This window comes from Myxacorys chilensis, from assembly GCF_059505265.1.
In genome coordinates this window covers 22267-47868 of the sequence record NZ_JCACKG010000238.1, presented here as the reverse complement: position 1 = coordinate 47868, position 25602 = coordinate 22267, and the positions used below count along the sequence as shown (strand labels likewise).

At 47.5% G+C, this 25602-nt stretch carries 21 protein-coding genes and 3 tRNA genes; 9 read left to right on the top strand and 15 right to left on the bottom strand.

The genetic code is table 11. The features are described 5' to 3' along the window. Positions 1–90: 90 nt before the first annotated feature. From AC5JLB_RS24655 to AC5JLB_RS24635, 5 genes are all read left to right on the top strand, one after another. Positions 91–1671: an NAD(P)H-hydrate dehydratase gene (locus AC5JLB_RS24655; RefSeq protein WP_495876473.1), complete on the top strand. Its 1581-nt coding sequence runs from the start codon at positions 91–93 to the stop codon at positions 1669–1671. Positions 1672–1739: 68 nt separating this feature from the next. Beyond that, positions 1740–1821: transfer RNA gene (locus tag AC5JLB_RS24650), tRNA-Tyr, on the top strand. A gap of 68 nt (positions 1822–1889) precedes the next feature. Then, a tRNA-Thr gene (locus tag AC5JLB_RS24645) sits at positions 1890–1961 on the top strand. Between the two features lie 184 nt (positions 1962–2145). Further along, a complete protein-coding gene (locus AC5JLB_RS24640) occupies positions 2146–3291 on the top strand; it encodes a tyrosine-type recombinase/integrase (RefSeq protein ID WP_495876472.1) in 1146 nt (381 codons plus the stop codon). An 852-nt stretch (positions 3292–4143) separates the two neighbouring features. Then, positions 4144–5490, top strand: a complete 1347-nt coding sequence (locus AC5JLB_RS24635) for a hypothetical protein (RefSeq protein WP_495876471.1) — start codon at positions 4144–4146, stop codon at positions 5488–5490. A gap of 391 nt (positions 5491–5881) precedes the next feature. Here the strand turns inward: AC5JLB_RS24635 and AC5JLB_RS24630 are convergent, their stop codons facing one another. The 15 genes from AC5JLB_RS24630 to AC5JLB_RS24560 form a co-directional block, all read right to left on the bottom strand. Continuing rightward, positions 5882–6202 (bottom strand): type II toxin-antitoxin system RelE/ParE family toxin, encoded by a 321-nt coding sequence (locus tag AC5JLB_RS24630; protein WP_495876470.1) that lies wholly within the window; start codon positions 6200–6202, stop codon positions 5882–5884. Next, complete coding sequence (locus tag AC5JLB_RS24625; protein WP_495876469.1) at positions 6199–6465, bottom strand: hypothetical protein; 267 nt, start codon at positions 6463–6465, stop codon at positions 6199–6201. Before AC5JLB_RS24625 ends, AC5JLB_RS24630 begins: the two co-directional genes overlap by 4 nt. An 80-nt stretch (positions 6466–6545) precedes the next feature. Further along, entirely contained in the window at positions 6546–7268 is a 723-nt protein-coding gene (locus tag AC5JLB_RS24620) for a restriction endonuclease subunit S (protein WP_495876468.1), read from the bottom strand. Then, positions 7171–7938: a restriction endonuclease subunit S gene (locus tag AC5JLB_RS24615; protein ID WP_495876467.1), complete on the bottom strand. Its 768-nt coding sequence runs from the start codon at positions 7936–7938 to the stop codon at positions 7171–7173. The genes AC5JLB_RS24620 and AC5JLB_RS24615 overlap by 98 nt, the downstream gene beginning before the upstream one ends. Before the next feature lie 44 nt (positions 7939–7982). After that, the gene (locus AC5JLB_RS24610; RefSeq protein WP_495876466.1) at positions 7983–8180 is read right to left on the bottom strand and encodes a hypothetical protein; all 198 of its coding nucleotides are present in this window, start codon (positions 8178–8180) and stop codon (positions 7983–7985) included. A 106-nt stretch (positions 8181–8286) separates the two neighbouring features. Beyond that, positions 8287–8640: a HepT-like ribonuclease domain-containing protein gene (locus AC5JLB_RS24605; protein WP_495876465.1), complete on the bottom strand. Its 354-nt coding sequence runs from the start codon at positions 8638–8640 to the stop codon at positions 8287–8289. Continuing rightward, positions 8627–8968 (bottom strand): nucleotidyltransferase domain-containing protein, encoded by a 342-nt coding sequence (locus AC5JLB_RS24600; protein ID WP_495876464.1) that lies wholly within the window; start codon positions 8966–8968, stop codon positions 8627–8629. Before AC5JLB_RS24600 ends, AC5JLB_RS24605 begins: the two co-directional genes overlap by 14 nt. 27 nt (positions 8969–8995) lie before the next feature. Next, on the bottom strand, positions 8996–10462 hold the full coding sequence (locus AC5JLB_RS24595) for a class I SAM-dependent DNA methyltransferase (RefSeq protein ID WP_495876463.1): 1467 nt from the start codon (positions 10460–10462) through the stop codon (positions 8996–8998). A 104-nt stretch (positions 10463–10566) separates the two neighbouring features. Continuing rightward, positions 10567–11700: a hypothetical protein gene (locus AC5JLB_RS24590; protein ID WP_495876462.1), complete on the bottom strand. Its 1134-nt coding sequence runs from the start codon at positions 11698–11700 to the stop codon at positions 10567–10569. Positions 11701–11741: 41 nt separating this feature from the next. Further along, entirely contained in the window at positions 11742–12401 is a 660-nt protein-coding gene (locus AC5JLB_RS24585; RefSeq protein WP_495876461.1) for a type I restriction-modification enzyme R subunit C-terminal domain-containing protein, read from the bottom strand. Continuing rightward, the gene (locus tag AC5JLB_RS24580; protein ID WP_495876460.1) at positions 12398–13273 is read right to left on the bottom strand and encodes a tyrosine-type recombinase/integrase; all 876 of its coding nucleotides are present in this window, start codon (positions 13271–13273) and stop codon (positions 12398–12400) included. Before AC5JLB_RS24580 ends, AC5JLB_RS24585 begins: the two co-directional genes overlap by 4 nt. Beyond that, positions 13270–14154, bottom strand: coding sequence for a tyrosine-type recombinase/integrase (locus AC5JLB_RS24575; RefSeq protein WP_495876459.1), 885 nt, complete (start codon positions 14152–14154; stop codon positions 13270–13272). Before AC5JLB_RS24575 ends, AC5JLB_RS24580 begins: the two co-directional genes overlap by 4 nt. A 332-nt stretch (positions 14155–14486) precedes the next feature. Beyond that, positions 14487–15011, bottom strand: coding sequence for a hypothetical protein (locus AC5JLB_RS24570; protein ID WP_495876458.1), 525 nt, complete (start codon positions 15009–15011; stop codon positions 14487–14489). 61 nt (positions 15012–15072) lie between these two features. Beyond that, positions 15073–15972, bottom strand: coding sequence for an AIM24 family protein (locus AC5JLB_RS24565; protein ID WP_495876457.1), 900 nt, complete (start codon positions 15970–15972; stop codon positions 15073–15075). A gap of 166 nt (positions 15973–16138) precedes the next feature. Beyond that, the gene (locus AC5JLB_RS24560; protein ID WP_495876456.1) at positions 16139–18268 is read right to left on the bottom strand and encodes an argonaute PAZ domain-containing protein; all 2130 of its coding nucleotides are present in this window, start codon (positions 18266–18268) and stop codon (positions 16139–16141) included. Positions 18269–18566: 298 nt separating this feature from the next. Between AC5JLB_RS24560 and AC5JLB_RS24555 the strand changes: the two genes are divergently transcribed. The 4 genes from AC5JLB_RS24555 to AC5JLB_RS24540 form a co-directional block, all read left to right on the top strand. Next, a tRNA-Thr gene (locus AC5JLB_RS24555) sits at positions 18567–18629 on the top strand. 520 nt (positions 18630–19149) lie between these two features. Next, positions 19150–21093: an APC family permease gene (locus tag AC5JLB_RS24550; RefSeq protein ID WP_495876455.1), complete on the top strand. Its 1944-nt coding sequence runs from the start codon at positions 19150–19152 to the stop codon at positions 21091–21093. 394 nt (positions 21094–21487) lie between these two features. Next, entirely contained in the window at positions 21488–22525 is a 1038-nt protein-coding gene (locus tag AC5JLB_RS24545; RefSeq protein ID WP_495876454.1) for a response regulator, read from the top strand. Positions 22526–22670: 145 nt separating this feature from the next. Then, positions 22671–25602 (top strand): GAF domain-containing protein (locus tag AC5JLB_RS24540; protein WP_495876453.1); only part of this gene is annotated, 2932 nt, incomplete at its 3' end.

Here is a 25602-nt window from a genome sequence, read left to right as displayed (position 1 = left end):
GCGGTATCTTCCAAATTTCTGCCTCTATTAAGGGAAAGATGCTAGAACCAAAGGTGTACTCTAGCCTAATCACTAAATGCAGACACCATCATGAACATGTCTCCTCAAGATAGGCTAGAGCAACTGCAACGCATTGTTGTAACAGCGGCACAGATGCGATCGATAGAGCAACGCATTTTTGATGCAGGAATGCCAGTCGCCGCATTAATGGAGAAAGTATCTGGACGCATTGCACAAAGAATTCAAGCGCTTTATCCGCAATCCTCAGTTCGCAAAATTGGAGTTCTGATCGGACCAGGTCACAACGGCGGAGATGCCTTGGTTGTTGCTCGTGAACTCTACTTCAAGGGATATGAAATTAGGCTATGTTGTCCGGTTTCGCGCCTCAAGGATCTGACGGCAGCCCATTTGCACTACCTCGAAAATCTAGGCGTTTCTTGCTATCAGTCTGTTGAACCCTTGCAGGAGTGTGATCTCTTGCTCGATGGGCTGTTTGGTTTTGGCTTAGATCGAGCGCTCACAAAACCCATTTCGACACTGATAGATCTCGTAAATATATGGGACATGCCCCGCTTAAGCATCGATCTTCCTTCAGGACTGCACGCCGATACCGGAGAAGTGTTAGGCACAGCAATCTGGGCAACCCATACCCTCTGTCTGGGACTGTGGAAGCTCGGATTGCTACAAGATGAGGCATTAGACTATGTCGGACAAGCAGAATTGATTGATTTTGATGTGCCGATCGCAGACGTTTCTGCGGTGTTAGGAAAAACCCCAGAGGTGCAGCGCGTCACACCTCAATGGGCGATCGCATCGCTGCCACTTGTGCGCCCCGCTTCGACTCATAAATACAAAATGGGTCATTTGCTAGTGGTTTGTGGATCTCGTCGCTATGCGGGTGGCGCATTGCTAACCGGATTAGGGGCACGAGCAAGTGGCGTCGGTATGCTGTCGATCGCAGTTCCCGAATCGCTCAAATCTACCCTCTCTGCTCAACTGCCAGAGGCACTGATCATCGGCTGTCCTGAAACCGAAGCGGGCGCGATCGCAGAGCTTCCTGCATCCTTGGTGCTGTCCTCATTTAATGCGATCGCATGTGGTCCTGGTCTGACAACAGAAGCATCTCCCATTGTCCAGCAAATTTTAGACAGCGAATCTTTCCTTGTTCTAGATGCAGACGGATTGAATATTTTGGCGCAACAAGAAACTATCCCTACGCTACAGAAGCGCCAAGCCCCGACAATTCTGACGCCTCACTTGGGCGAATTTAAACGGCTCTTTCCAGACATTGCTGAAGGAATGAGCTGTCGCATTACTGCTGTTCGACAAGCCGCCAAACAAACGAGCGCGATCGTGCTGTTGAAGGGAGCACGAGTGACCATTTCTGATCCGCAAGGTAGGGTTTGCATTAATCCAGAGAGTACGCCTGCTTTAGCACGAGGTGGAAGCGGCGACGTACTAACCGGTTTGCTAGGCGGATTAGTCGCTCAAAAAGTTGCGGCTTCCGCCTCTACATCTTTGCTTGACATCGTTCAGAGTGCGGTTTGGTGGCACGCACAAGCAGGTCGTTTAGCTGCTCAGACGCGTACAGTACTTGGCGTTGACGCTCATACACTGACCGACTTTCTCATCCCCGCTCTAGCCCAACAAATGAAAGTTGAGGAAAAATAAAAGTTTTGCCGTTTACCCTTTTACTTTCATTTACCTGTTGTGCTACTATTAGCATCTGTGGAGAGCAAGGGTCGATGCCCGAGTGGTTAATGGGGGCGGACTGTAAATCCGCTGGCTACGCCTACGCTGGTTCAAATCCAGCTCGGCCCATCCACAGGAGATTGCATAATACAAAAGAAAAATAGTTCATTTTTCTTTTGTATTATGCAATCCTGAATGCCCGTGTGGCTCAGTGGTAGAGCACACCCTTGGTAAGGGTGAGGTCGCGAGTTCAATCCTCGCCACGGGCTTCCTTCAAAACCCGCTCATTGAGCGGGTTTTTGCGTTTTTATACTTAATTTTCGATGGCTCCCTATTCTCATTAGGGCACTAGATTGGGGATTTATTGGGAATTTTAGACCCAATATTGGTAGAGGACTGGTAGATGAAAAACAGGCGAATATAATGCGAGCGTACTAATTGAGCGCTACGCATATGATTTCTACCAAAACAAGCATGAGCCAAGTAGGCAACTCTACTAAGACCCCTAAAGGAACGGTCAAGGTTGAAGCTGACAAAGGGTGGTTACGCTTGCGATTTACCCATCAAGGGAAACGGCGTGCTTTTGCAATCGGGTTGCCCGACACAAAGACGAATCAAGGGATTGCCCAACGAACTGCAACTCAAATTGAGCTAGATATCAAGTCTGGTCACTTTGACGCAACACTTGCAAGGTATAAGCCTCAAAAACAGTTGGAAATTGAGCAGTCGCCTGAGCTAACAGTGATAGCCTTGTTTCGCAGTTTTGTGGAATACAAGGCAAAAGAAGTCACTCCTAAAACAATGGAGAAATACCAAGCAACGTCCAATTACTTGAAATGTCATTTTTCCAAGAAGCCTGTGAAACTCTTGGACGATCGCAATGTGGAAGAATTCGTCAAGCATCAATTTAAACAAGGCTTGTCTGAGAACCAAATCAAACGTCGTTTGGAAGAATTAGCGGCGGCCTGGGAATGGCATGAGGAAAGCCATAATCCCTGGAAAAAATGGGCAGGGCGAATCAAGGTTCCGCCCAAACAGCAACCTAAACCGTTTAGTAAAGAGGAAATAAGAGCGATTGACCAGGCGTTCCGGCAAAACAAGTATTACGCTCAGTACGCTGATTTTGTAGAGTTTTTGCTCTGCACAGGTTGTAGAACCTGTGAGGCGATTGGTCTGCGTTGGAGGCACTTATCCGAAGATTGCTCAAGTATTTGGATCGGCGAGCCGTGGAGCCGTGGACAACAATGCCGCCCAAAAATGAATAAAGATCGGAGTTTCGCTCTAAATGCCAAAGTGCAACATCTTTTGTTATCTAGAAAACCAGCTAATGCAAAACCAGATGATTTGGTTTTCCCATCACCACGAGGGCAAGGAATTGACGATCACAACTTCTCGCAACGCATCTGGAAGAAAATGTTGAAAGAGGCTGGTGTCCCCTATCGGAAGTTTTACAGCACTCGTCACACGGTTATTAGCCATGCTCTTGAGAGTGGGATGAGTCCTGTGCTGATTTCGCACATTGCTGGACACGATTTGAAAACAATGCTCAAGCACTATGCTGGAATTGTTAATAGTCGCCCCACGCTGCCGGAAATTTAGAAGCCTAGGTTAGATTGATCGGAAAAAGATTTATTCTTTTCGTTCCATTTTAGATTTTTGTGCTTTACTATGTGCATGCTTTGATGAAACCTAAGTCATAGAAACGCAGACTAGGTGGTTTGAAGCGCTTAATCGGTTTACCTCTCAGGGGGACCTACAACGCGTAAGTAATTGCGCTAGGTTCACTTGTCATTTAACGTCGGAGGTAAATTTGACAAACTTAACGAGTTATTCCGCTTCTCAGGAATCTATTTTTATTAGGAAGGATGCAGCCGCACAATTGATTGGGTATGCACCAGATACGCTGAAGAAGTTGAGAGCTAATGGCGTTCTGAGAGAGGGCATTCATTGGGTACGAATCAATTCGCGCTCTGTGAGATACAACAAGGTGCTCCTCATGGATTGGGTAATCAACCGTGATGACGCACAGGCGCATGAGCGCGCGATCGAAATGTTTTTCATGAGTCTACCTAGTAATCAGAAAACGGCTCGACGTAAATCAAAACGCTCTAGCGAAACTAGGTGTGCTTAATGCTTGTAGGTGCAGTAAAGCAGCATCTTTGAAAGAAGTTGCACAGCTTCAGGCTGCATCTTCAAGCTTTATTTCGAGAACAGTGCTCGGAATGAATTGCTTCTAGCTAGGGAAATCAACTTTCAAGGAATTCAATAAGTTCAGTTTCCTGCGCTGGGAAACTGAAAAATTTCACTATGCAGCTTTTTCAAATAAGCAATATCAGCTCTAGCAAGTTCTGCAGAGTACATCTACGGCTGCTTATTCCTAAAGCAAGGGAAGCTATCAACTCAGTTCGAGCATCACATTGATCCAATCTGCCAACCTAAATTGAAATAGTCATGTCTAAGAAACGTCGCGATCCTTTGCCAAGCAACCTATTGGGTCAACGTCTGTGTGAAATTTTTCCTTACCCTTGGAAAGCGATTATCCGAGCTAATGAGTCTGACTCACAATGGAGCACGGTTTCTTATAATTTGAGCCCTCGTTTGTTGTGGCAAAAATGGCAGGAGGAGTCTGAATTAGTTGGTGTGAGATTTGGTTCTAAAACTCGCTACGCCTTGATTGATATCGATCGAAATAGTGCTTACCACCCCGCTCAAAATCCAGAATCACTTCCATTGGTGCGAGCTGCTTTGGAAACGATCGGCATCTGCCGCACAATTCTCATCCGCTCTAGTTGGTCAGAAGGGTTACATCTTTACATTCCTCTATCTTCCACCGTTCCGACTTTTGGATTAGCGAAAGCTATTAAACTTTGCCTAGAAGCTCAGGGATTTGCAATCTCTCAAGGGCAGCTTGAGATTTTTCCAAATTGTAAAACCTATGCGCTTTCTGGCAGTTTCACTGAATACAACGGTCATCGGTTGCCCCTTCAGCTAGGTTCAGGTTCTTGTCTACTCGATCATGACGGCAATCCCGAAGGAGATGACTTAGCAACCTTTCTTCAACGATGGGATATTGCAGCAGGAGCACAAGATTTAGACGACTTAATCAACGCGATCGGTGTCGCTAAACTCAAGCCAGGCAGATTAGGCAAACGCCATAGTCCCAATCTTGAAAACTGGAGGCAAGACCTTGAGACCGAGATTGAAGAAGGCTGGACTGCGCATGGACAAACTAATTATTTGCTGAAGAAGATTGCTTGTTACGGCGTTGTGTTCGAGCAGTTACAAGAAGACAGCCTTGCTGAATTTATCTACCAAACTGCAATAAGCAGCCCTGGCTATGAACAGTGGTGTCGTCACCAGCATGAAATTCTATCGAAGGCAAAAGCTTGGGCACGCGCAGCAGAGAATTACTACTGGCCCTTGGGTAGTGCTCCAAAACGCTCTGCTACTGGTCTTTGTGACGACAAGGAAAAAGCGGTTTCAATCAATGTCATTCGAGCAGAAGATGCGCAGAGACGCATTAGAGAGGCAGTTTCTCGGCTCGAACAAAATGGGCAATTACCTGCAACGACGAAAGCGAGGATGAAAGCTCTTCAAGCTGAGAAGATTAGCAGCCGAACTCTTTACCGCTATGCCGAGCTTTGGCATCCTGAGCACTATCAGCCTAGTTCGATGGAAGTGTGTAAAACACAAGAGCTAGAGAAGCTTTCAGCGATTTCTAATACCGAGTTTGAAGAATTGCCAAAATCGCTAGAACCCTCATTAGATAAGAGGTTTTACACCTTGAAAAAAATATGAAGGGTTATGGGACTAATGTAGAGCCTTGCGTTAGCCAATCTCAGTTTTGCAATGAGCTGTTTTTATCCACTTTAGATATCAATCATTTAGAGAAGCTTAATGAAGAGAATCTAAATCAATCAGCTTTGTAGTCCTTAATTAACTCAAACTCTACAAAGCAAGCAAACTATGAGTAAAGAAGAATTGAGCTAAATCTTTCAATTCTTGATATTCAAAAACATGAGTTGAACATGAGAGGTAGAGTAGCATAATCAGCCTTATTGCAGCGATCGCTACACATCTACGATCGCAATCTACAGAAAAATAAAGGCAGCGATCGCTCTCTTGTTCTCATCGTTTCCGTTTGGTTGATTTACGAGCACGTCCCCGTGTAGCGGAGCTATCGCTGACTTTAATTAAAATCTTCCAAAAGACGATCGAGATCCTGTGCTGCATGAAGAACGCGAATAATTTCAATCACGGTATCATCCGAGCGATAAAAGATGAGGTAGTTTTTGAATCCTTTGATTGACCATCTTCGGATGTACTGGGTTTCATCTTCCCCAGTACGATAAATGCGTCCAATGCTAGGCATTCGGGCGAGAGTCGCGAAGGTTTGACGAGCTGCGTCGAAGAAGCGCATTGCTGCTTGTGAATTGTTTTGATTGAGGTAGGCAACGTGCTGATCGAGGTCAACGATGGCAGCAGGGCGAATGGAAATTCGGCGAATCATCGGGTTTCAGGCGCGTTGTTGAAGAGCTGATCGCGTTTTTGCGCCCACCACTCGTCGGTGACTTCGATCGAGTCGCCGCTTTCGAGTCCTGCTTGAAGGAGTTGATCGAGATGCTCACGCGATTGGATTGTGAGATGCTCAGGTACGCCTAAGTCTAGTGAATTGTCTTCGGTCTGAAGTGACCGCGTAAATTCTAAAACTTGATGCTGAGCGTCAGACGGGAGTTTGCGCCAATACTCTAGGAGTTGCTCTTCGGTGCTCATGATGCGTTCTCCAGTCTAAAAATTCACACAGCGCAACGATTACCCCTTTGAGGAACTGCGAAGCAACCGCTTTCCTAATTTTACCGTTTTCGTTTGGTTGATTTACGATCGCTCACTTTCGCCCGCTCTTCCCGAATTCGATCGAGTAATACTGATGCAGGCTCATCATTAGGATCTTGCGGCACAAGTTCACCCCGAAAGGCTTGAGCAAGAATGGCTCGATCGAGTTTCTCAAGTTGTGCTTTTGCTACTTCGTATTGTTGTTGAATGTGATCGATCGTTTTGAAAATGCTTTCGATTGCAGTAACAATCAATTTTTGTTCAGTTAGAGGCGGAATAGGAATCCAAACGCTACGAATATCATCTAAACCTAGCCCAACTTTTGTGGCTCCTCGTTGCAATTGCTGAAATTGTTTATAACCATCTTCTGATGATGCTAAGTACCAAGCGAAATAATTAGCATAGACACTTGGAAGAGGGCGAACAAGAGCAATATGTTGATTGATGTATGCTTCTGGTAAATCTTCTGGTGCAAGAGCAATCATCCCAATATCAGCAGTAATGGAAACAAGGATGTCTCCTGTTTTTACTCGTGTTCTTGTTCCTTCTGCTCCGATTGGAGGATTAACCCTTTGAACTTCCTGGAAATCTAGAGAAATTGTGTTTCGATCGAGATTACCAACTCGGATAAAAGTTGCTCCATCGTCAGAATAATACTGCGCCCATCCTCTTGATCCACTTGTTACAGAAGTCCCAATCAGAAACAGTTGGTCTCTTGAGCGGCTTTCTACTGGAGCTAGCATCTGCTTGAGCTTTCTCTTGTTGATTTTTTTTTACAATTACTTCCGCAGGTTCAACATGGGCGTTTTGTTCACGCCAATCGATTGTTAAGTGGCCTCGAAAGGCAGCAGCAAGGGCGGATTGACGGAAGCGATCGCACATCTCCGGGATTGCCTCAAGTGCTTCTCGCGCTTTTTGGGTCTTCGATCGAAGCTCCTCGATTTTGGCAACAATGCGTTTTTGTTCAGCGATCGGCGGAAGCGGAACGGGAATAGAGTTAAGATTTTTCTGATTTAACTTTGGCTGTGCTGAACCCGAAATATAAAATCTTAAATCAGAAAAGTTAATGTAGTCTCGTAGGTAAGAACTGAGAACCGTTGTTTCAATGGTTTGAACTACATGAGCATGATTATTTACCCAAAACTTATCCTCAGCTTCAAAAGCAATTGGAGTAGATCGGCTAAGGAGATTTGCTCCATCTTCAGCTATTAGTAGATATTTACCATTAAATAAGTAGTTATCAACATAATCAATAATGCCGGAGGCTCCATAGTAAGGGAACTGTCCTTGTCTAGATTCGCGCTCTTTGCTGCTTACTGGAATTCTTTGACCATCACAGTTAGTAGTAATTTCTTCAAATCGAGTCCATTGCCATCCTTCAGGCAATTCGATTAATTCATCACTCATCATCATTCACAATCCACATCGATCAGAGCAAACAAAAGAAAAAGTAGATTTTATTGCTCCCACTCCTGACGAAGTGTACTCAAATGAGACAGTATTTCTTCTTTACGGTCTTTCAAGATTCCCTGCGCTTGTTCAACTTTCTGATAATCCTTTTGTAGCCGCTTCAAGGCAGGTTCTGGTAAGTCAACTGTAATCGAATCATCATCTTCAGCAATCAAATATTGTTTAGGAATTTTGACGATCGACATCTTGTTTATCTCCTGATTTAATCTCTAGCGTGTGCCCTTCCATCATCACTCATTGTCATTCACACTCCAATCAAAACAAAAGTGAACCGGAAAAGCGCGATCGTTCTTACTCTTCTGGCAACGGCGGCAGTAATGCTTCTAATTGCATCAGCAAGTCAGGCAAAACCGTCTGAATAATACTCCAAAGTGTCTCCTGTTCAACTTGCTCATACCGATGAGCAATAATATTCCGTAGCCCAATCACAGCGCGCCAATCGATCTCTGGATGTGCCTGTTGAAATTCCTGTGATATTCGCCGCGCTGCCTCACCCAAAATCTCAAATTGACGTTCTACCGCACTTTGCATAAAAACGCTCTCCAAGTACTCTTGCAAAGTGCGATCGTTCGTAAAGGCTTGAAGATTCCGAATCGCCTGCACCATGTCCCAAAGCGAAGTCGCATCACGATTATTGGCTTGCATAGACCACCCGATGCGTTCGCAAAATCTCAGCCTTACTGTAAGGATTCTTCAACAGCTTCTTCTGAATCAGATCCACCTTTCGCCCAAACAGCGCGGCAATTTCTTCGCGGATGTCCAGCCATGCCGACAAACTCAAATCATGAGGTTCTTCAAACACCACTAACACATCCACATCGCTATCATCCCGAAAATCATCTCGCAACACCGACCCAAACAACGCAAACTCAACAATTTTCCACTTTTGGCAAAATTGCACGATCGCAGCTTTAGACACCTTTAAACGATGGCGCAAAACTTGTTCTAAATCGATCGTTTGCTCAAGGCTCATGGAACCTCCCTATCACCTGACCTAATCTTAAAGTAGCGGCAATCCCACCGAAGCAGTCACCGCCTCCGCCGCTTCCTCTCCTTCCAGCAACACCATCAGCGCTTCCATCTCCTTCGTCGCCACTTGCAGCCGCTCCAAAATCTCTGCCGCAATCACTTCTGGTTCCTGCAATTCATCCGACTGCAAACTTTCATCCCGCAGCCAAGAAATATCTAAGTTATCGCCCCGTTTCGCGATCACCTCCCGCGTAAAGCAGCGAAACCGCCCCGTCTCTCCTTGATCCACTCGCTCACTCTTGCCATTGGAGTCAGCCCCATAGCACTGCTCAAACTCCCTAAAATGCTCACGAGTTAATGGAATCCGCTTGCCAAAGCTCGGCATATTCGTTCGCATATCGTAAATCCAGACTGCCTGCGTGTTGCTTTTCTCAGTCGTCCCGCGCTGGAAAAACAGCACATTCGTCTTCACCCCCTGCGCGTAAAAGATCCCCGTCGGCAAGCGCAAAATCGTATGCAAATTGCACTTATCCATCAAATCCGCCCGAATCGATCGACCTTGCCCATCTTCAAACAGCACATTGTCGGGCAACACAACAGCAGCGCGTCCTTCAGGTTTGAGCGATCGATAAATGTGCTGCAAAAACGCCAACTGCTTGTTAGAAGTCGAATAGGTAAAGTCATCTCGCGATGGCAACCCGCCCCCCTTCTTCGTCCCAAACGGTGGATTGGTCAGAATCACATTCGCCCGTTTCAACCGTTGCCCATCCGAAGACAACGTATCGCCAATACTGACATCGCCTTCAATGCCATGCAACATCAAATTCATCAGCAACAAGCGATGAGCATCCTGCACCAACTCAATGCCGTAGAACGCCTGCTGACGCTGGAAATCTTGCATCTCTTGGGGCAGATCGTACAGATCATCGGTCTGTTCTTTAATAAAGCGATCGGCAGCAATCAAAAATCCACCCGTACCCGCCGCCGGATCTTGCACCAATTCCCCTGCCTGCGGTTGAATCAGCGCCACCATGCAATCGATTAACGGCCTTGGGGTGAAATATTGCCCGGCTCCTGACTTTTTCTCGCTGGCGTTCTTTTCGAGCAATCCCTCATACAAATCGCCCAGCCCTTCTTTCTTGGCAGAATACCAGTCCAGTTCATCAATACTCTGTACCAGCTTTTTGAGGATACGCGGCTGCTTCAAAGCCGTTTGAGCATTGGCAAAAATCGACTGCACCCGCTTCGAGGCATCTTTAGAACCAAGATGCAGCAAGAGCGATCGATAAAACTCCAATTGTTCCACGCCATCTTTACTGACCAAATCTGCCCACCGATACCCTTCTGGCAACTGACGATCGTTCTCTGTTTCCTGCATCATCTTGAGAAACAGCAGGTAGGTCAATTCTGTAACGTACTGCAAATACGTGATGCCATCGTCCCGCAAAACGTGACAGAGGCTCCAAAGCTTTTGAACAATATCAGTGGTTGCAGTCATGAAGAATCACGCACGATCGGGGTGGACTATCGAACCTATCCAGAGTACGCGAAAATCACTCTGAGTCAAGTAACGCTCAAAAACAATCTTCTAGTACATCTGCTTTAATTCAGCTTAACCTGATCGATCACCCAATCAAACGCCGCTAAAAATTGTTGAAGGCTGGCTTCAGGCTGTAGCACCGTTAATGGCAGCGAAGGGCGTTTCGTCATCACCGTGGCAGGCAGAGCAATTCCCGCGATCGCGTTGAGCCGAGACAAAAGCTCTAGAAGGTGGATTTCAGAATCAAACGGTCGTTTATTTTGTAAATACTGAAACCCCACCTCGATCGAACCAGTCGTCCAAACTGTAAACAGCTGGTAGTCTTTTCCGTGCTGGCTTAGGATCGGTATGACTGATCCATACTTCAGCCCTTTGCCCCACCACAAATAGAGTTCTTTACGCCGCGCCCAATCTATGAGCTGGTCAACAACCTCAACCAGTTCTGTCCCTCGCCTGGCTTCGAGAGCTTTACGGAAAGAGGATTCGTCCCACTGCCGATTCTCAGAACTTGTTAGGCTCTTATTCTTTTGAGCTTCCACCGTCTGCCCGAGCACCCTAGGCACCAACGTTTTCAGCCCTTGTCCCACAAACTGTTTGATTTCAACCGCGAGAACCTCTGCTGGGTTCATCTGCACGTTTAAGAATTCCACAATGCGCTGAAGCTCCAGTGGAATTTGATCCGCGACGAATAGCATTCTGATTTTGCCAATTTGTAGATTTGTCGCGACCTGCTGCCAAAACTTTTCAGCATCGGCATCGCCATTGAGGAATTCTGCTAAGACTTGCTCTGACTCCTGATCTTGGGTTTGGCAGCTCGCTTCAAAACTGGTACGGATTCTGTCAACTGTCCAATGGGCAACTCCATTGGCTGCGTAATCCAACATTTGTCCGACAACTTCGCGACGAATGCGGGTGTCGCTGCTCCGCTTCACCTCGACCAACGTTAAAATTCCATCTTGGTCGAGAAATAAGTGATCCACAAACCAACGCCCTGCACCCGCTTCTTCAAACGGGACACTCATTTCCCGGGAGATCAAGAGCCAGCGCCTCGGGTGAGCATTATTGATTTGGTCGCCAGCCAGTAGGTTTGGATATTTCTCAAGCAGTTCCTGTAGCAATGCCTCTGAGTCATACGCTCGTTCTGCCATCTCTACAAGTTGCCCGTTCTCCTGAATCACGTATATGCCTGCGCTCATCGAAATTCCCCGCAATTTCTGAAACTCTGCTCAATACAGCCCTAGCTCACGTCTTGCCAAAGTTGCTCGCAAATCTGGGTGACAATCTCATCTAACTGTCCGCCAAAGGTCTTATTCAGGCGCTCAAAACCACCGCCATCGGTTCTAAATGCACCTTGGTCAAAACTCTCTCGATCTACAATCACTTCGACCTTCAGTTGCTTCCCAATCCGCTCTAGCCAGCGGCGTTGCGGTGGAGTCCAAGCCTGACTGGCAAGAATCTTCCGCATCGCTCGCTCGACTCGCTCACTGTAAGGCAACAGCGCATCTCCCAACGCTGCCTGACGAATAAAGCCAATGATAGAAGCCGCAATCTCTTCATTGGTTGTCTCTTGCCACGCAACCTGCAACGCTTTTTCGGTGTATCCATTCGCATCCAGCAACAATCGAATTTCCTTCAGTTGCGATCGCGTTAAATCTCGTGGGCGTTGTGTTACTACCAACAATGCTGGAACTTGGTTCAGATTCTCCAGCAAAAATTCTCGAAAACTTTCGAGATAATCCTGGGGACGCTCCGCGCTACCATAGCCTCGCTCAATGCGTCGCACCTCATCCGCGTGATGAGAAATCAGAATCGGCTGAATTCCCCCATCTTTACGATCGAGAATGTTGCCATTTGGTCGGTCATTGACATTTTTTTTATTTGTGGTAACAAACCTCACTTTAAAGTGTTAATCGCTGCTCGGACTTCTTCCTCTGACACCTCAAGATAGCCTTGCAAGGCTTCTAAACTGCGATGACCGCTAATCATCTGAATCGTCCTTAACGGAACACCTGCTCGATGCATAGTCGTTAGGGAAGTCCGCCGCCAACTGTGCGATGAAGCGCCAATCAGACCTACTTCGTCAAAAGCCTCTTTCATAATGTTTAGAGATTGACGCAAGCTTAAGCAGCCCTGTCCATCCCTGCCAGGAAATAGGTATGGGTTACTAGAATCAACAAAGAGAAAGCCATAATTCGCTGAGTTTTTCACACCATAAGTGTCGTAGCTAGGACTTGGCTCAACGGATGGGTTCGTAAAGCTCGTCTGGATATTGCGTTCTCGGATCGTATAATTGCAGGCTCTGCAAAAGTATCGAGGTTCTGATTGTTCGCGATAGGTATACGTGCCAGCACGATGGATCCAATTTGAGCCGCATTGAGGACAGCGCAAGTCACTGATCCTTAGCTTGTCTCCTTCAGCAAGGCTCTGATGTGCCCATGCACCTTTGAGTGTTATTAATTGGAACAGCGCGTGAGCTTCGTTTTGATATTGTTGAAGCAGTACTGCTAGCTCGGGATGAGTCGGAATTACTCTGGTGTCTTTTTGTCCTTTTGTATGTTGCCAAGGAATTACCATATCTAGTTGAACGTTTCCATCGCGATCGAACGCATGGCGCAGTAGCATTTGTCGTGCTTCTGAAATTCTGCAAGCTGTATACAGGCATAGACCTGCTAACGCACGATCACGAGATCGCTTCAAACCGTGGTACAAAACCTGGAAGATTTCATCTTTCGTCAAAATCTTTGCTTGACCATAGCGCCCAAATTTCATGGAATCTGCTCCTCATTTTGAACTTGAAAAAACGGTAATTGATTGATTGCTGCAGCCATTTGCTCTCTTGTTACCTCCACATACTTTTGAAGATTACTCAAACGTTCATGGCCTGATACCTTTTGCATTGTCCTGAGTGGAACTTTATCTGCGCTCATATTAGTTAGCGCAGTCCGCCTCCAGCTATGTGTTGCAGACCCTTCGATCGCAGTTCTTTCACGAGCGGCTGAAAATATCTCTTTGGCTGTCGTGAGAGACATACAGCCATTTCCACCAGAGCCTGGAAATAAATAAGGATTTTGAGGATTGAGAAACAGAAACCCATAACTTGTCGAATTGAAAACTCCCAGTTTGGTGATTCTGTCTTTCAATTCTGGATATTCCGTGAAAGCAGTTTTCTCTTGGAAACGATGTAGACAAGCTTTGCACTTGTACATCTTGATTCCTCTGGATTGACCAGCAGTGGTAACTAGTGTGCTTTCGCATTTTGGACAAATAATCTTGCCATCGGGCGAAAGAATGCTTGGACAGGAAAGGCTTTTGTAATCCCATTGCCTGACTTTTTTCTTGATTGATAGCAGTTCAAGCGACTCTTGCTGATATTGCTCTAGAAACTCAGCTAATCTTGAATGCATAGGTATCTGTCGGGTTGCGCGTTTACCTTTGGTGATATTTTTTCCAAAGACGATGATGTCCCGCGCTTTGTCTGCATGAAACACATCCTTATATTGAAGTTGTCTAGCTTCAGAAATACGACAAGCTGTGTAGCAGCAGATTGCATTGAGCGCCCGATCTCTTGCACATAGAAACCCCTCTGAGAAGAAACGCTCTCGCTCTTCCAAAGACAAAATTTTTGCTTGTCCACGTCCTTTAATTTTCATCGTGACTCCAATCGAATGAACAATACAGCCTTTTATAGTTCATCTGAACTATAGCGAATTTAGATTTTCGCAAAAAAAACGAAGGCTGCTCAAGCAAGTGCATTGCGAGAACAGCCTCCGTTATGGATAAGCTGAAATATTTGTATGACTTTCTTCGTTACGCTACAACGACAGATCGCCTAAACACACTATAACCTCGGTAATTGGAATCGACCAGCGCTCAAATGGAGCTTAAGTTTGCGATCGCATCCGATTAGTGTGTCTTCAAAACAAGGCTAGGTAGAGTCCGAAAAGCCGACGATCGATATGGGGAGAGAAGAGATCGATGTGTTCTAGCGAAAAGCACGAACTTGGCTTCGATGAATCCATCCATTACCACCACAAGCATCGGTAGAGAACCAATCACCGCGAGGCTCAACATAAACTGAGATTACGCGCATTGCACTGATCGTGCATTTGACTGCACCACCCGGTGTTGATCGAACATTGGAAGGCGGATCGAACACCAACATATAGCCGATATCTTCCTTTTCCTCGATATGTCGAGCCGAACATACGATATTAATCATATTGCGAGTTGTCTGAGACTGCGGCTTATAAGTCTTCTTCTCGCCTTCAATTTGCCAAACGCCTTGTCCACAATGAGCACCAGCTTTAAGCCGTTCATCACCCAGGTAGTACGTAAAGCCTGCCCACCAACTCATCGTTCGTCCATTTCGTTGGATCGATTCAGTATCAAGCTTGATCATTTGCCCACCAGAAGCTCGACCTAGATTCAGCAATTCTGCTTTAGCAGATTGAGCGAAGAGAAGAGAGAAAGACGCGATCGTGAAACCAAGTAACAATGATGCTTTCATGCTATCTACAACACAAGTAGGATACTGAAATCTTCAGAAAACAGGTCAATAATCTTCAGAATTAAGTAGACGTGCCTGATGTCTTTTGCGTATGACTCAGGCTTTGAATACCGTTCATTCGCATCTGCTGATAAATCCCTTGAGTCGGAGCAAGCCAGACTTTTCCAGTGCCTCGGAAAGTTTGCAGCAATAGCTCTCCGCTACTCAAGGTTCCAAGCAGACTCTTGGTGGATTTCTCAACTGTGAATTCGATATTGCCCGATCGCATGAGTACAAAGTTGCCATCTACTCTCAAAGTTTCGTTGTTTAGTTGAATGCACATGACTTCCTCGGCTGGAACAGGCAATTCAAACACGCAAATTCCGGTGCCACGCACTTTTGTTTGAAACCATCCTTCACCACCTAGAAGTCCTGATGAAAGATTCTTCTGCATCGCAATACCAACTTCGATCGAGCCTTGACTACACGCGAATAAACGCTTGTCTGCGATCAATTCTTCGTTATCAAGATGGTAAATCAGAAAGTGACCGAAGGAGGGTTCGAGATAGATCTCGCCGCTACCCCGGTAACGTGGCATAGAGGCAGCTTCCTGGGTTAGCAACTTATTCATCACAGCTTTTCCAAGACCAGCCATCCCGCCGATTTTGTTCTCAATCTCGATTCCCCCTCGCATGAAATGTAAAGCACCTGCTTCAAGTTGCGCTTCTCCATCCTTTAGAGAAATCCTGACCTGTTTGAGTTGCATTCCTGCTTGGTTCGCAAAAAAAACGGTTTGAGCAGTATAAGGGTCGCTTACGCCAGCAAGCCTGTTGTAGCCGAGAATTTCAACCTTGAAATTGCCAGCGGTAACAGCATCAAGTACTTTAAAGCTACTCTCGTTGGGGGTTACAGAACGGGTAAGAATGGCAGGATTTCCATTTTGCTTTGCCTGTCCGTTACCATTCGCTGTGTTGGACATCATGAGTTTTTCTGATTTGTTTAAGTGTGATCGAAAACCGCTGGCTGAGTGAGTATTAGATGATAAGCTCTAGCATTCCCAAATTCGCTAAATCGATCACCAGCATGACCTTCGGAAGCCTCGGCTAACTAGGTTACAAAGATGTCAGTTTTGTGGCAGTACAGACAGATCAGGCAGCAAAAATCTTTTTTCGATCAACTCCATGTAAAACTCCGATCTGCCCAATTCGCTGTACTTCTTTAATCATGCGATCGGCATAGTGGAGTGGCATTGGAAGACGACTTGGCGTGAATGCGCTCGCCGGGTGGAACTGACTGAGGCGAAATAACTCGATCGCTAATAAACCCAGGCGTGCGTCTCCATGTAGTCTGACAATTTCTAGAGGTCGGGCGCTTCCGCCTGCTTTTGCCCGCGTTGTCACTAGGCGAAATCTGTTTTCGTCAAATTGAACAGCCACGCCTGGTGCTGCATCGAAGTACTTGCCTTCCGAGACAATTGCCATTCTTCCTGCACCCGATTTATGAACCTCCACAAGATCGATCGCAATTCCCTCTACTTCGAGTTCTTGAATTGTCAAATCAAATTCATTCTCGCGGACGAAGCCGTCTCTCATCAGTAAGATGCGGCGTGGCTTTCGCCCAACCGCTTCTTCAAACCGGCTGACAACGCTCAAAACGGCATGCCAAATTGCTCTACCCGAAAATCTTTCGCCAGGTTGAGCCTCTGGAATCTCCCATCCCAAACTTTGCCCATCTGCCAGCACAGCAAAAGCACTCGTTCCGTAAAACATCTCTCGATTTGTGCCTGCATCAAAGCTGATCGCGATGTCTGCTGCTTGCTCATTCTCTAGCATTTTGACTCCCACGGGTTGCCATCCTGCTTTTACCAATAGTCCGAGCGTAATATTGGCAGCTCGATATTTATCGGGCTTAATCATAGGAAGCATAAATTGCAATGCAATACCAGCCTGTAGCGCTTCCCGGCGCAATTGTGTTTTCTTGCTATCCCCCAGCCACGAGCTGATAACCAACATCGTGCGAATGTCATCTTGAGCAAGACTTTGCCAAAATTGTCGCCTTGCAATCTCCCGATCGGGTAAATCTTGCTGAGTCAGAACAGTTTCCAAATCAAGTTCCACCTCATTTGCTTTTGATACTGTCGTTAACTGTTGTTTCACCAAGGCAGACCAATGAGCTTCTCCAGTTAAATTAAGACAACCGAATTTAAGTTCCCCTGTACGCAGACACCCTCTTCTTAGTGCGACTTCAGGACGTGCAACCGTACCTTTCCAAGCCAGCAAGGGCTCAGCCGCTAGGCAAAATCCCTGCTTGACGTGAGGGATAATTACCTTGCCGTTTAGCTCATAAATATTCTTAATAAACCAACTAGCGATCTCGGCACTTTTTTCAAAACGAACTCCGACAGGTTGGCGGATGCTTTTGAATACTTTGGCAGCATTAGGCTGACCGGATTCGACTAAATAACTCAAAACTTCCATCGAAATGCTAGGTCGCAGCCTTCTTGATAAATGTGCGACTTCCTGTGATCGGCTGCCTCCGGTTGTTCTCCGAACGTAAACTACTCTAGAACCTATGATTTCTGTGTCGGTCGCGCCTTTTTGTAGGTGATAATCTGCCAGACTAATTCCTAAGTTTGGAATCATAACGGTTTCTGGTAATTCTTCACTCACACGAGTAACTTGCCATGTCTGCTCGTCATACGTGTTGCGAACTACCCCAATAGGTGCTTCAGGGTAATTCTCTAGCCAGTCCTCAAACAGCCAAGGTGTGTAGAAGCGGTAATGCTGATCAATCTCTAGGTAAAGGTAACCTTGAGAATCAATCACAATATTTAGATGTGCCCCTTTATGCACCTGCCAACCTTCTCCAGCATGTTCAATGTTTTGGCTGCTCCAAACAATGATACCGCTACCCATAGCACGCTCAAAAGGTTTACGCCGTTGGCGCAGTTGTTGTTCTAGCCAGCGCCGCGCCAATTGCTCCAACACAGCACGATCGCTGGAATCTTCAGGATCTAAAACCTCCTGTCCACTAGGTTGTAATGACCAGCCTTCCCCTGACATATTTTCAGAAGCAATAGGAGTTTGGGTTGCGATCGCAGCCCCTATTCTGGCTCCGGGAAGTTTGATTGCCCATAGTATGCGTCCCACTTCCCTGTAAATCGCTTCGGGTTCAGGGATAGCGTCAAAGGTGCAGTTGTAGCGCCACACTGCACAGTCTGCCTCGTTTAACTGTCGTACCAAGAAACGATTCAGATACACATTCACGGAGTCAGCCATCGTTTATTTTCCCGGATGTTGAACACTGCACAAACTCACTAAAGCGTCTGACGCAATTGACGTTCAATTTTACGCACGAGTACAAATGATCGCAATCTCTTATTTACCGCAAATTGTTAAATGATTCTTAAATCCATTTTTGAGAAGACAACACTAGTTTCGGAAGTTGAAAAATCTTGAGAAGTCTAAAGCCCCCTAAAATAGGGCATTTTCGATGCTTGGTTAGAAAAGGTAAAAATTTGGTAGACAGTTGGTAGACAAATTTATTGAGAATGCTTGAAATCTCTATAGGGAAGATAGTTCAGCTTGGTAGAGCACACCCTTGGTAAGGGTGAGGTCGCGAGTTCAATCCTCGCCACGGGCTTTTTAAGCCTTTTGTTGTACATTCGCACATTAAGTTCCGCGAATTGAGAATTGGTGCCGTTTTCGATGTTTTTCGACATCTCGGCTGCAATTTCATAGATTAATGTCGTTGATTACTAAGGATGTGCTCCTTTTAGTCCTCCTAAAGACTAAAAATTTGTCCTGTCAAAGCTGCGATCGCTCACGGACGCTTTCTGTTCCATCGCAAAACGGAATGCTCCTTTCAGGCCACTCATTTCTGAAAGAGCGATCGCGACCACGAATAGCCTTCACAGATTCAGGACGTCCTTCTAGATTAGAGCGTAAAATTAACCAGTTAACTGCTGTCGCGTAACCGGATGGATGAGTTCTTACCATAGTGGGTCGAAAAAGTGGGTGAAAAGCCAGCGGCGCTTTCAGGGTAAAGCAACCTGAATTTCGTGAATTAGAGCTGTTTGAGTCCCTTTCCCTCAAAGTGCGTAAGAAATCAAATAGCGCGGTATGTGACAGTGCGGTCTCATCAGCAAGGTGGAAGGGGCATGATTCGCGCAATTAACTCGGGCAGGTACTACAAGAAAGCGGTGCACTGGCTGCTTGAAGAGGACAAGCAAACCCAGGAAGGCCCTTATTCCAAGGAGCATGTCCATCGAACCCATGCTTGGTGGCAGGTCATGTGCCTCACTGGAGTCGATTATTTTTCAACTTTGGGCTATCAGCCTGGAATTGCAGCGTTAGCAGCTGGGTCTCTCTCCCCAGTGGCGACCTTAATTTTGGTGTTGTTAACCCTGTTTGGTGCATTGCCCATCTATCGACGGATTGCGGCCAAAAGCCCGCATGGGGAGGGGTCGATTGCAATGCTGGAACATCTCCTACCGTGGTGGCAGGGCAAATTTTTTGTGCTTTGTCTGTTGGGCTTTGTCGCAACTGACTTCATCATTACAATTACCCTTTCGGCAGCGGATGCGACGGCCCATATTATTGAAAATCCGTTAGCCCCTCACTTTCTGCATGGTCAAGCGGTTGCCATTACGCTTGTTCTCATTACCTTACTAGGGGCTGTCTTTCTCAAAGGATTTCAGGAGGCGATTGGGTTAGCGTTTTTTTTGGTCAGTGCTTATCTGCTTTTGAATCTGATTACAATTGGCGTTAGTGTATCCCAAATTGTTTATCAACCTGCTGTCATTATCGATTGGCAACGCGCCTTGTTTGCTAGTCATAGCAATCCTGTTGCAATGCTCGGTGTGGCAGTGCTGCTGTTTCCAAAACTGGCGTTAGGCTTATCAGGGTTTGAAACGGGCGTAGTTGTGATGCCGCTAGTGAAGGGAAGCGATAGCGACACCGACGAACACCCAACCGGACGCATCCGTAACACGCGCAAGCTACTGACCGCAGCGGCACTGATTATGAGCTTTTACCTGCTGAGCAGTAGCTTGGTGACCACCCTGCTGATTCCACCAGCAGCCTTTGCAGCGGGAGGGGAAGCGAGTGGACGAGCACTGGCCTATCTTGCTCATCGTTATCTGGGAAATGGTTTTGGAACCGTTTATGACCTCAGCACGATCGCAATTTTGTGGTTTGCGGGTGCTTCAGCCCTGGCAGGATTGCTCAACATTGTGCCGCGCTACTTACCGCGCTATGGCATGGCCCCCGACTGGACGCGGGCCTCGCGTCCGCTAGTTCTGGTTTATACTGCCATTGCTTTCACTGTGACCATTCTGTTTAGAGCGGATGTAGAGGCCCAGGGTGGAGCCTATGCCACGGGGGTATTGGTGCTAATGACCTCGGCGGCAGTCGCAGTAACCCTCTCGACTCGTCGCCATAGGGCAAAACCAGCGATCTTTTCGTTCGGAGCAATCACGGTGGTGTTTCTTTACACAACCGTTGTGAATATTATTGAAAGACCTGAAGGCATTCGGATTGCTGGCTTTTTTATTGGCGCGATCGTTGTGACTTCACTAGTTTCGCGAGTATGGCGATCTACAGAGCTGCGGGTCGAGCAAGTTGAAATGGATGAAACTGCGCGTCGGTTTATTACCGAAGCCAGCCAAGATACAGTCCGGTTCATTGCCAATCGGCTGAACACGGGAGATGTCGAAGAATATTACTGGAAAGAACAGGAAGTCCGGGAGGATAATCATATTCCAGAGTCCGATGCGGTTCTGTTTTTAGAAGTTCAAATTGCTGACGCATCCGAGTTTGCAAACAGTGTGCGAGTCAAAGGCATTACGGTTGGAGGCTATCGGATTTTGAGAGCTGAGAGCGCTGCTGTCCCGAACGCGATCGCGGCGATTTTGTTAGCGACTCGCGACCAAACCGACAAGTTGCCGCACGCCTATTTCGGCTGGGTAGAGGGCAATCCGATTCAATACTTGCTGCGCTTCATTCTGTTTGGTGAAGGTGATATTGCTGTGGTGACGCGCGAAGTGCTTCGTAAGGCTGAAAAGAACCCTCAACTGCGGCCTGCGATTCATATTGGGGGTTAAGTAACCAGTTCATGAGCCATCCATCCTATTCGATCTCGCTGACAAGCTGATCGCGGCGATCCTTGCAACGAGCGATCGCGCAAAGGCTGACTGAAGGAGAACTCACGATCTTCGATCTGCTCACCAAACGAATGTTACGCTGGCACAACCAGTTGCCACCTAAAATTCAGAAGTTGAGGGGCTTTCAGCGTTTCGTGGCACTACATTACATGTACTCTGATTGCACCCCAATTCATAAGCCTTTCAAATTCTTTGGTTGCTTCTTCTACGGATTCACTAGACTGGAGAAAACTCTTTATCTGCTGAAGTCTCTCTGTGCCCCTTAGATAGAGTGAAAACTCATAGAATGACTGCCAGGTAGAGCCAGTAGATAGTACATCACCAGGCATGATTTATGAGTGACGCTCCGGTTAGAATTCATTTTCAAGTGATTCGACAGCAAATCGCGGCATTGCAAAGGGAAGATACGAAAGCTTGGCAAGAAATTGATGCCGCACTTGAAGATCTGCACACGATTTATGAGCAGATGCAGGTGAACTTGGAGGCAATCGAGATTACTCAGGAAGATCTGCTCCAACAAAATCAGCAAGCCACTGCGGGGTATTATCACTATCGCGATTTGTTTCAGTCTTCACCGATTGCCTATTTAACGACCAATACCGATGGTGCCATTCTGGAAGCGAACCGGGCAATCGCCCAACTCCTCAACGTCCCCGAACGTTATCTAGCCAGGAAACCCCTCGTTTTGTACGTGGCAGAAGGCGATCGCTCAGCCTTTCGGACTCGATTGAACCAGCTTTCCCAACAGCATGGGACACAAGTTTGGCAGATGAATGTATGCCCACGGAACGGTCAGCCGTTTGCGGCTGAGTGGCATGTTGCGATCGTACGCAATCCGGATGGGCTAATTGAAAGCCTGCGGATTGGGGTGTACAACTTGAGCCAATCTCATCAGGTGGTTTCGCCTATGGAGTTGCCCAAAGTGAAAATTGCTCCGTTGGCTGGGCAACAGCCCGTAGAAAGCATTGGAGCAAAAGAGAGAATATTGCCTCAATCTCTGGATGGCTTACGGGTGCTGGTAGTCGATGACGAAGCAGATATCCGCGAATTTATTACCACTATTTTGGAATCCTCTGGCATTGGTGTAAAGGTAGCCACCAGCGCAGCAGAGGCATTAGAGGAGCTAAAGCGGTTCCATCCTGACGTGTTGGTAAGCGATATTCGGATGCCCAATGGGGATGGCTATAGCCTGATTCGGCAAATCCGGGCGTTAGAAGCTGGGCAGGGAGGGCATATTCCCGCCGTCGCGGTCACCGCTTATCTGGACGAGGATCGGGAGAAAGCGCTGAAGGCGGGCTTTGAAGCACATTTGCACAAGTTGGCTCATCCCACTAAATGGATTGAGATGGTGGCTCAATTGGCTGGGCATTGATGAAAGTGTTGAGTGCTGAATGAAGGGTTGTGCACCACAGCACGATCGAGGTTGCCAGTGAGGGAGCAGGACGTGGAGCAACCTTTACCGTTCAATTACTATTAATGAATTCTGCGGATGCTCCAGTGGGGGAGCGACAAGTGCCATGCAACGACAAAAACCTGAAATCGTCACCTTAGACGACATCTTGATCACAGAGGAGCTATCTCGACGCCCTTCTCGTTCTCCTAACTGGCAGGCAGAGAATCAGGCAATGCGGACTCTAGCTCAACAGATGGCACATGGTTCAGGCAGTCTGATACAAACGTTGGCAGACCTAGCGCTAGAACTCTGTCAGGCAGGCTCAGCAGGGGTGAGCTTGCTAGAAACGACAGCGGCAGGGGAAGAAGTCTTTCGCGCTCACGCATTAGCTGGAACCTTGGCACAATCGGTCAGTGGCAAATTTAAGGGTAAATCTTTCAATAGCACCACCCCCCGCAACTTTAGCCTCTGTAGCGTCTGTCTTGAGCGCCGCACTCCCCTGCTTTTTTCCTATCCCGAACGATACACGGACTTCCAGGATGCGAACACACCGCTTAGCGCAGAGCGCCACTCCGAAGGAATCGTGGAAGCATTAGTGGTGCCCCTAATCTCAGATTGCCACGCCTTTGGCACGATCTGGATGATGTCGCACGATGAACAGTGTCATTTTGACCTGGAAGATGTGCGGGTGATGACGGGTTTGGCAGACTTTACCGCTGCTGCCCTACTGGCTCAACGCCAATTTCAGGAATTATTGGCAAAGAATGTTGTCTTTGCAGATGAAGGGGAACAGTACAGAGCCGATCAAAAGCGGTCAGACGCAACCATTGCGGCGGATCTTGTAGATACGCAACTGCTGCAAGACCTCAGTGTACAACTGGTCACTGAAAGCAACATTCAGGCGCTCTATCAAAAAATTATGGCGGCTGCCATTACGTTCACCCAGGCCGATGCAGGCTCAGTTCAAACTTTCGATGAAGCGACGCAAGATTTGGTGCTGCTTGCCACCCAGAACTTCGATCGCACAATGACCGATCATTTCTATCGCGTTAGGGCCAGTTCAAACACGTCCTGTGGGATGGCGCTGGCATCAGGTAACCGCGCCTTCGTTGATTTTGATGTGCCCCAGAGCGAAGACCCCGACGGATCGATGCGAGTGCACGTTGAGGCTGGCTATCTCTCGGCACAGTCCACCCCGTTGATTGCGCGATCGGGCAACCTCATCGGCATGCTTTCGACCCACTGGCGCAAACACTATCGACCGAACGATCGCAAACTGCGGTTTCTCGATTTACTGGTGCGTCAAGCCGCCGACCTGATCGAGCAGCGGCAATCAGAAGCCGCCCTGCGCGAGTCGGAAGAAAAATATCGATCGCTGTTCAACTCTATTGATGAAGGGCATTTTCTCATTGATGTGATTTTTGATGAAACCGATCAGCCCGTTGACCTCCTATATGTGGAGGCAAATCGAGCGGCGATCGCTATGTTTGGGCAAGATTTCACCGGACGATGGCTCAGGGAAATTAACCCGAATGATGAACCCTCTTGGTATGAGATTTTTGGTCGTGTTGCCCGCACAGGCAAAAGTGAGCGATTGGAGCGATATAGCCCACTGGATCAAAAATGGTATGACTTTTACGTGGTTAAAGTCGGTGATGTCAGCGATCGCCGTGTTGCAGTCGTCTCCCAAGATATCACTGAGCGTAAACAGTCCGAAGAACAACTGCGTCAAGCTGCCAAGATGGATGCGTTTCGGGTCAAGTTGTCGGATGCGCTGCGATCGCTCTCCGACCCAATTGAAATTCAACGAACGGCGACGCGCGTCCTCGGTGAACAAGTTCACCGAGGACGCGCACTGTATGCCGAGGTTGAGGACAATGGCGAAACGTATCTCATCACCGACAATTACGCGGGCAGCGACTACCCGAAACTGCTCGGACGCCTACCTGTGAGCACGTTCGGCGAGGTGAGCGAGCGATTGCGGCTGGGCGAAACGGTCGTTGTCGAGGATGTGAACGCGGACGAAAGGTTGAGTCAAGCGACACGGGCGGTGTTCACCGAAGCAAACGCTGTAGCATTGGTCGCGGTTTCGCTCGTCAAGAGCGATCGCTGGGTTTGCATTTTTGTCGTTACCTTCAGCACAGTGCGAAGGTGGAGCAAGAATGACGTTGCAATCGTCGAAGAGACGGCAGAGCGCACTTGGGCAGCAGTCGAACGCGCTCGCGCTGAAGAAGAATTGCGTAAATCAGAAGTTCAACGGGTTCGAGAACAGGTTGCCCGTGAAAAAGAACGCCAACGCGCCGAAACTCTAGCAGAACTTGATCGCGCCAAGACGATCTTCTTTAGCAACGTTTCTCACGAATTCCGCACGCCGCTAACCCTGATGCTGGCTCCTCTGCAAGATGCGTTGAGCGATCGCACGCTCCCTCCCGCTCATCGAGAAGGCTTAGATCTGGCTCATCGCAGTAGTCTTCGCCTGCTGAAACTGGTGAATACGCTCCTCGACTTTTCTCGCATCCAAGCCGGACGGATGGAAGCCGTTTATGAACCGACCGATTTGGCACAGTTCACAACCGAACTAGCGAGTGTATTTCGATCTGCGATCGAGCGGGCGGAACTGCGGCTGATTGTCGATTGCTTACCGTTGCCGGAAGCGGTGTATGTCGATCGCGAGATGTGGGAAAAAATTGTCCTCAACTTGCTCTCTAACGCCTTTAAGTTCACCTTTGAGGGGGAAATTACCCTATCTATCAGAGCGGAAGCAAGGGAAACGCTTCAGACTTCGACTGCCGAAGTTGATAGTTTCCCTTCAGAACCCCAAGTGCCAGGTTCTGAACTCGAAACTTCGACCTCGGAACTCGGAACTTCGACCTCGGAACTCGGAACTTTGCCTTCTGAACTCGGAACTTCGACCTCGGAACTCGGAACTTTGCCTTCTGAACTCGGAACTTCGACCTCGGAACTCGGAACTCCAAGCTCGGAACTCGGAACTCCGCCTTCTGAACTCGGAACTTCAAGCTCGGAACTCGGAACTTCAAGCTCGGAACTCGGAACTT

Coding starts and splice junctions, on each gene's coding strand:
- AC5JLB_RS24655 (WP_495876473.1), top strand. CDS start 91: ATGAACATGTCTCCTCAAGATAGGCTAGAGCAACTGCAACGCATTGTT.
- AC5JLB_RS24640 (WP_495876472.1), top strand. CDS start 2,146: ATGATTTCTACCAAAACAAGCATGAGCCAAGTAGGCAACTCTACTAAG.
- AC5JLB_RS24635 (WP_495876471.1), top strand. CDS start 4,144: ATGTCTAAGAAACGTCGCGATCCTTTGCCAAGCAACCTATTGGGTCAA.
- AC5JLB_RS24630 (WP_495876470.1), bottom strand. CDS start 6,202: ATGATTCGCCGAATTTCCATTCGCCCTGCTGCCATCGTTGACCTCGAT.
- AC5JLB_RS24625 (WP_495876469.1), bottom strand. CDS start 6,465: ATGAGCACCGAAGAGCAACTCCTAGAGTATTGGCGCAAACTCCCGTCT.
- AC5JLB_RS24620 (WP_495876468.1), bottom strand. CDS start 7,268: ATGCTAGCTCCAGTAGAAAGCCGCTCAAGAGACCAACTGTTTCTGATT.
- AC5JLB_RS24615 (WP_495876467.1), bottom strand. CDS start 7,938: ATGATGATGAGTGATGAATTAATCGAATTGCCTGAAGGATGGCAATGG.
- AC5JLB_RS24610 (WP_495876466.1), bottom strand. CDS start 8,180: ATGTCGATCGTCAAAATTCCTAAACAATATTTGATTGCTGAAGATGAT.
- AC5JLB_RS24605 (WP_495876465.1), bottom strand. CDS start 8,640: ATGCAAGCCAATAATCGTGATGCGACTTCGCTTTGGGACATGGTGCAG.
- AC5JLB_RS24600 (WP_495876464.1), bottom strand. CDS start 8,968: ATGAGCCTTGAGCAAACGATCGATTTAGAACAAGTTTTGCGCCATCGT.
- AC5JLB_RS24595 (WP_495876463.1), bottom strand. CDS start 10,462: ATGACTGCAACCACTGATATTGTTCAAAAGCTTTGGAGCCTCTGTCAC.
- AC5JLB_RS24590 (WP_495876462.1), bottom strand. CDS start 11,700: ATGAGCGCAGGCATATACGTGATTCAGGAGAACGGGCAACTTGTAGAG.
- AC5JLB_RS24580 (WP_495876460.1), bottom strand. CDS start 13,273: ATGAAATTTGGGCGCTATGGTCAAGCAAAGATTTTGACGAAAGATGAA.
- AC5JLB_RS24575 (WP_495876459.1), bottom strand. CDS start 14,154: ATGAAAATTAAAGGACGTGGACAAGCAAAAATTTTGTCTTTGGAAGAG.
- AC5JLB_RS24570 (WP_495876458.1), bottom strand. CDS start 15,011: ATGAAAGCATCATTGTTACTTGGTTTCACGATCGCGTCTTTCTCTCTT.
- AC5JLB_RS24565 (WP_495876457.1), bottom strand. CDS start 15,972: ATGATGTCCAACACAGCGAATGGTAACGGACAGGCAAAGCAAAATGGA.
- AC5JLB_RS24560 (WP_495876456.1), bottom strand. CDS start 18,268: ATGGCTGACTCCGTGAATGTGTATCTGAATCGTTTCTTGGTACGACAG.
- AC5JLB_RS24550 (WP_495876455.1), top strand. CDS start 19,150: ATGATTCGCGCAATTAACTCGGGCAGGTACTACAAGAAAGCGGTGCAC.
- AC5JLB_RS24545 (WP_495876454.1), top strand. CDS start 21,488: ATGAGTGACGCTCCGGTTAGAATTCATTTTCAAGTGATTCGACAGCAA.